1 rRNA gene (only partly in view) is annotated in these 1,708 nt (G+C 56.5%); it reads right to left on the bottom strand.

The features are described from left to right. Positions 1 to 126: 126 nt before the first annotated feature. Positions 127 to 1,708 (bottom strand): 23S ribosomal RNA (locus ACIQ6Y_RS39265) (it continues 1,638 nt past the right edge of the window).

Here is a 1,708-nt window from a genome sequence, read left to right as displayed (position 1 = left end):
AATGTAACCGGGCGTTTCCCCTACGCTATGACCACCGAAACACTATGAAACTGTCAACCGCACCACGCCTGTGACAACGTGGGGTTGTTCGTGGTTTCAGAACCAACACAGTGGACGCGAGCAACTGAGGACAAGCCCTCGGCCTATTAGTACCGGTCAACTCCACACGTTACCGTGCTTCCATATCCGGCCTATCAACCCAGTCGTCTACTGGGAGCCTTACCCTCTCAAGGAGGTGGGAATACTCATCTCGAAGCAGGCTTCCCGCTTAGATGCTTTCAGCGGTTATCCCTCCCGAACGTAGCCAACCAGCCATGCCCTTGGCAGAACAACTGGCACACCAGAGGTTCGTCCGTCCCGGTCCTCTCGTACTAGGGACAGCCCTTCTCAATATTCCTACGCGCACAGCGGATAGGGACCGAACTGTCTCACGACGTTCTAAACCCAGCTCGCGTACCGCTTTAATGGGCGAACAGCCCAACCCTTGGGACCGACTCCAGCCCCAGGATGCGACGAGCCGACATCGAGGTGCCAAACCATCCCGTCGATATGGACTCTTGGGGAAGATCAGCCTGTTATCCCCGGGGTACCTTTTATCCGTTGAGCGACGGCGCTTCCACAAGCCACCGCCGGATCACTAGTCCCGACTTTCGTCCCTGCTCGACCCGTCGGTCTCACAGTCAAGCTCCCTTGTGCACTTACACTCAACACCTGATTGCCAACCAGGCTGAGGGAACCTTTGGGCGCCTCCGTTACCCTTTGGGAGGCAACCGCCCCAGTTAAACTACCCATCAGACACTGTCCCTGATCCGGATCACGGACCCAGGTTAGACATCCAGCACGACCAGACTGGTATTTCAACGACGACTCCCCCTGAACTGGCGTCCAGAGTTCAAAGTCTCCCAGCTATCCTACACAAGCCGAACCGAACACCAATATCAAACTGTAGTAAAGGTCCCGGGGTCTTTCCGTCCTGCTGCGCGAAACGAGCATCTTTACTCGTAGTGCAATTTCACCGGGCCTATGGTTGAGACAGTCGAGAAGTCGTTACGCCATTCGTGCAGGTCGGAACTTACCCGACAAGGAATTTCGCTACCTTAGGATGGTTATAGTTACCACCGCCGTTTACTGGCGCTTAAGTTCTCAGCTTCGCAACCCCGAAAGGTCACTAACCGGTCCCCTTAACGTTCCAGCACCGGGCAGGCGTCAGTCCGTATACATCGCCTTACGGCTTCGCACGGACCTGTGTTTTTAGTAAACAGTCGCTTCTCGCTGGTCTCTGCGGCCACACCCAGCTCGAGCAGCAAGTGCTCTCACCAGACATGGCCCCCCTTCTCCCGAAGTTACGGGGGCATTTTGCCGAGTTCCTTAACCATAGTTCACCCGAACGCCTCGGTATTCTCTACCTGACCACCTGAGTCGGTTTAGGGTACGGGCCGCCATGAAACTCGCTAGAGGCTTTTCTCGACAGCATAGGATCATCCACTTCACCACAATCGGCTCGGCATCAGGTCTCAGCCACATGTGCGACGGATTTGCCTATCGCACGGCCTACACCCTTACCCCGGGACAACCACCGCCCGGGATGGACTACCTTCCTGCGTCACCCCATCACTCACCTACTACCAACTTGGGCCGGCGGCTCCACCACTCCCCTTTGCCCGAAGGCTCCAGGGCGGCTTCACGGCCTTAGCATCACTGGATTCGA

The organism is Streptomyces sp. NPDC096205 (assembly GCF_044763135.1).
GTDB lineage: Bacteria > Actinomycetota > Actinomycetes > Streptomycetales > Streptomycetaceae > Streptomyces.
This window is presented reverse-complemented; position numbering and strand designations above follow the sequence as displayed.